Genomic DNA, 5534 nt, shown 5'->3' on the forward strand with positions numbered 1-5534 from the left:
CTGATACGCTTGCTGATGCTGAAGCCGATGTGCTCAATGACGCTGATTGACTAGCTGATACAGAAGCTGATTCTTGCGCTGACGTACTCAATGACGATGATTGACTCGCAGACACACTTGCTGATTCAACAGCTGATTGGCTCAATGATGTAGAAGCTGATTCAGACAATGATGTAGAAGCTTGTTCTGATACAGACCGTGAGTTAGATACAACTTCTGATTCTGATTGTGAAGCTGATGTTGTATCAGATGCTGAATTTGAACCTGAATCTGATTGTGATTCCACTTTCAACTTATAGATATAAGTAACATTCTTCTCACCTGAAGCCACTTTACCAGTCGTATCATCATCACCTGTCCAGTGACCTTGGCTGTCAACTTGACCTACTGGGTAATTACCAGCTTCTACAAGTTCGTAAGTTTTACCTTCAAATTTAATTTCTTTAGGACGATTATCTACTACAGTATCATAATCCTTCTCAAGTGGTTGATCTTGCTCATCAATAACAGATCCCATGATCGTATTTCCGTTAATATCTTTATAATGAACGAAGACACTTCCAACTTCCTCATAAACGTAAGTAATGGTTGATTTTGGTTTGTCAACTTTACCAGTAATAGGGTCTGAAGACTTCAAATGACCATTTTCATCAACATCTCCTACTGGGTAATCACCTTTAGGAACAATTTTATATGTCTTACCATCAGTGGTCTTGATGATATTTGGTTTTTCACCTTTTTCAGTTGTATCATATGGTGTATCATATGGTGATTTAGGTGTATCTTGACGAGATTTTTGGATTTCGTTACCTTTCGTATCTACATAAGTGATAACAACTTCACCTTCTTTTGGTGTTTCTTTCACTTTATAGATATACGTTATATTCTTATCTTCTTTAGCTACTGTTCCAATAATATCATCTGTACCTGTAACTGTAGAAAGATCAGATTTAACTAGATTACTTTCATCACCAACCTTACCAACAGTATAATCTCCTGCTTGAACACGTTCATAGGTCTTACCATTGTACTCAATTGTGTCTGGGCGATTATCTACTACTGTGTCATATGCTTTGTTGATAGGTTGTTTATCTTCATCTGTTACTGAAGGTTTGATTTCGTTACCTTCAGTATCTCTATAGTGAACGTAAACACTTCCTTTTTCGTCTGACTTAACAAAGTAATAATTTACATCAGTCGATGGTTTAACTGCAGATGGAACCGAGTAGTTATTTGAGAATGAAGCGAAACCTTCAAGATTTGTATAGGTAATGCTACCGTCTGGTTGTGTTACTTTAGATTTCGCAACGACATCGGCATTACGTCCAGCAATCAAGTTCCATTTATTATTTCCTTTACCAGCTGGTGATAATGATACATCTGGTGCAGACGTAAATGGTTTTGGATATCCTTCAGTCACTTTGGTTTCATCGTGCGTAAGGTTAACTTTTTCTGTAGTAGACTGCCAACCAGTAATTACAAGTGAATTGCTTCCTGCAGTTTCAACAACATCAATATAATAGTCACCATTTTTGCTGTTTACACGAGTAGTTTTTGATCCCGTTGAGTTCCATGTATCACCAGCTTTATTTACAGATGATGTGTAAATAAGTGTGTATTTAGATACATCTTCTGTACCAACATCACTTGCACTGAAGTTGCTTACTTGTGATGGATCAAGAGCATATAATTTCGTTACTGTTGAACCATTGGTATCTACAACTTCTGAAATACGTTTCACGTAGTAGTGGTTTGCTCCACCTTGAAGTTCAACCAATTTTTGACCAACAACTCCCTTACCAAGGATACCTGATGTTTTTTGAGTTGTGTCTGTTGTTGCTGGAACTTGTTCATACCCCTCAATATTACGGTTTCCTGAAGCTGTGAATTGTTGACCTGCAAGACCTGTTTGCGTATAGCTTGCAAGGACTGTTTCATTTCCAGTTGGTGTATAAGTTTGTCCTTTTGTGTACTTGCTGCTATCAACAACTTTATAGTAAGTAGTTTGATCAGCTTTCGCATAAGGAACAGAAGTTTGAACGTTTGGTTTATCTTCATTTTCGTTACCTGGGTAGTTGGTATCACGAATTTGAAGTGTTTCATACTCAAGGTTATCGTTTACTAATGAGAAGGTTACGTTACCTGGATCAGTTCCGTTAGCACCTGTATAAGTCAAAGTATTTGTTACATCAGAGTTATTGTTTGTGATGTAGTTTGGAAGAGAGATATTGCTTTCACCAGCATGAATAGTACGTGTGTAAGCTTCTGAACCATCCGATTTCTTCACAATACGTAAGTAAACATCTGGGTTAGCTGAAAGGCTACCAGTGATGGCAGAACGGTCTACTGAAAGAGTAGCATAGTAATCAAAGTTGGTTTTAGCACCAGTAGTATGGTTTGTTTTAAGGAATTGCCATACACCAAAAGTGAAGCGATCAGCGTTTGGATCCAAAGCATAACCAGCTTCATTGAAGGCTGCATCTTCAATCGTTGCACCATTTGCATTTGAGATAACCGGCTTAGTAGCTACACTACCAGAAGTAGATGTTGAGATTGGTGCCAATTGTGCTGAAATTGCTGGAGCACCGTTTACTGTTGTATTTCCAGTAAATCCTGCTGCAGTCAAGGTTGCCATCATGTCATCTACTGACTTGCTCAAACGTTCGCGTTGGTCTGCGTATGATTGAGCTGAAGCATTAGCATTGATCAAGCTGTTGCTTGCTGTCAATTCTGTTTGAACTTTAGCGATGGCAGCATCAAGTGCTGCTTTCTTTTCTGGAGCTGAAACAGTTGCTGAGTAGTCTCCTGCAATCTTGTTCAACAATGCTGCTTCTGAAGTGTTTTGTTCCAAAACAACTTTATCTTCAGCTTTCGCTACTGTTGTAGTGCTTTCTACACTTGCTTCAGAGCCAGCTGCTACAGTTGATTCGCTTGAAGCTGCTGAAAGTTCTGCTGAACCTTGTTCGCTCAATGAAGCTGAGTGAGATACAGATACGCTTGTAGAGGTTGAAGCACTTGCAGATGCAGAAGCGCTAGCTGATTCTGTTGTTGACTCAGTTGTTGATTCTGTAGTTGATTCAGATTGAGATTCAGTTGTTGAAGTTGTACCAAGTACAGTACTTCCTTGCTCTACAAGAGCTTCACTTGAAAGCTCAGATGCAGTCGCAACGTCTGATCCTGTTTCATCTGCTTTTGCAGTATTTGCTACTGTAGCTGCACCAAGAACAGCACCAGCTGCTACGATCCCTTTGAGCAAGCCACGGCTTGTCATTTCTTTCACTGATACTGCGTCTTCACGCACTTCAGCTACAACAGTCTCTTCGACTTGACCACGAATGACTTTCAAAAGACCAAAGTTAGAAGTCGCAGCACGCAACCAGTTTTTACCTGATTTGATCAATTTGAAACGGGTCACACGATCCGTTTCACGGAATTCACCGTTCGAACGTTTAAAAAACATTTCTGTCTCCTTATTACATTTTTTATTTCCCTAACATTATAGACTAATCTGTCGATTTTTGGAAGCAATTATCCTTAATTATTGCTATTTTTTTATAATTTTTGTTTTAGATAGTGATAAAATCGTTTTCAGTAGGATCAATTTGTCAAACCGGGGCAATTTTTTGAAAAAATCCTATAATACTTTTACTTTAGAGGTAAAACAAAAAGCCCCATTTAATAGGGACTTTTCTGATAATTATCTGATTTTTTCCAACATACTTTCAATGTGTTGGATGGATTTTTCGCGTCCAAGTAAATAGATGGTATCTGGCAATTCAGGACCATGCATTTCACCTGAAACGGCAATACGGATTGGCATAAAGAGATTCTTCCCTTTGATCCCAGTTTCTTTTTGAACCGCTTTGATTTGTGGGAAAATATTTTCTGCCACAAACTCATCGTCTGACATGGCTTCCAATTTCGCTTTGAAGGCTTCAAGTACAGTCGGCACGGTTTCACCAGCCATGACTTCTTTCTCAGCTTCTGTCAATTCTGGGAAGTCTGAGAAGAAGAGGTCTGTCAATGGAACAATTTCGTCCACTGACTTCATTTGTGGTTTGTAAAGTTCCACCAATTTCTCAGCCTTGTCTGTCAAACGTCCTGCCTCTTCGAGGAATGGTTTGGCCATTTCAAAGATAGTCGCAAGATCTGCATTCTTGATATATTCATTGCTCATCCAGTCCATTTTCTTTTGGTCGAAGGCCGCTGGAGACTTGCTGAGGCGGTTTTCATCAAAGAGCTGGATAAGTTCTTCGCGAGAGAAGATTTCGTCTTCCCCACCAGGGTTCCAACCAAGAAGAGCGATGAAGTTAAAGACTGCTTCTGGAAGGTAGCCCTTCTTACGGTAATCTTCGATAAATTGAAGGGTATTCGTATCACGTTTAGACAATTTCTTACCAGTTTCAGAATTGATGATAAGTGTCATGTGACCGAATTCTGGTGCTTCCCAACCAAGGGCTTCATAGACCATGAGCTGTTTTGGGGTGTTAGCAATGTGGTCGTCTCCACGGATAACGTGAGAGATTTGCATGTCGTGGTCATCGATGACAACAGCAAAGTTGTAAGTTGGGTAGCCATCTTTCTTCTGGATGACCCAGTCACCACCGATATTGCCACCTTCAAACTCGATATCGCCTTTGACCATATCATGCCACTTGTAGATACCAGACTCATTCACTGCCAAACGAACTGTTGGAATCACACCCGCTGCTTCACGTTCTGCGATATAAGCTGCTTTTTCTTCTTCGCTCATGCCAAGGTATTCGTTGATGTAGCGAGGTGTTTCACCTGCAGTTTCTTGGCGTTCACGTTCAGCCGCTAACTCTTCTTCAGTGACGTAAGATTTGTAGGCTTTTCCTTCGGCCAAGAGTTGGTCAATGTATTTTTGATAGAGTTCCAAACGTTCAGACTGGCGGTAGTTTTCATGCGTCTCTGGGCTTTCATCCCAGTCCATGCCCAACCAACGAAGGTTTCCAAGCTGTGAACGTTCGCCGTCTTCGACGTGACGTTTGCGGTCTGTATCCTCGATACGGATGATAAAGGTTCCACCATGGTGACGCGCATACAAGTAGTTAAACAATGCTGTACGAGCATTTCCGATGTGTAGTAGCCCTGTTGGACTTGGTGCATAACGCACACGAATATCTTTTGCCATATTTCTCTCCTCTTATCTTGTTCGCTATTTCTAGCTCATTTTTCAATCGTTCCTATTATACCACAAAGAAAGCAGGACTGAAATGAATAAGTGACCTTTCTAGCCTTTCTTGCTATATATATGAAAAAAGCCAGAACAAATGCTCTGACTGATATCCAATCTATTGGTATCTTATTAAACGAACACGGGCTGCGGATTGTGTCAAAAAACGCAAGCTGAATAGCAATTAATTCAAGACACAGTAGCTGATTGGATTCTTCTGTCGCTTTCTAAGCTCAGAAGAATACCTAATCAGCCTTGTGGGGGTAGGACGACGAAGCGTTTATAAATGATATCGCTTCTGTCCTACTCCCTATTTTGACTGTATCCGCTACGCCCT

General features: G+C 40.3%; 2 protein-coding genes. Both read right to left on the reverse strand.

Annotated features, from left to right (window positions below; genetic code table 11):
- A partial coding sequence (locus HMPREF2685_RS00080) for an accessory Sec-dependent serine-rich glycoprotein adhesin (protein ID WP_148130427.1) occupies positions 1 to 3460 on the reverse strand: 3460 nt, incomplete at its 3' end.
- 237 nt (positions 3461 to 3697) lie between these two features.
- Positions 3698 to 5155, reverse strand: a complete 1458-nt coding sequence (gene gltX, locus HMPREF2685_RS00085; RefSeq protein ID WP_070464538.1) for a glutamate--tRNA ligase — start codon at positions 5153 to 5155, stop codon at positions 3698 to 3700.
- Positions 5156 to 5534 lie beyond the last annotated feature (379 nt).

Origin of the sequence: Streptococcus sp. HMSC074F05 (assembly GCF_001808725.1) — a bacterium.
Taxonomy (GTDB): domain Bacteria; phylum Bacillota; class Bacilli; order Lactobacillales; family Streptococcaceae; genus Streptococcus; species Streptococcus parasanguinis_I.

Bases quoted from the DNA above. Each gene is read 5' to 3' on its own strand.
- gltX (WP_070464538.1), bottom strand. From the start codon at position 5,155: ATGGCAAAAGATATTCGTGTGCGTTATGCACCAAGTCCAACAGGGCTA.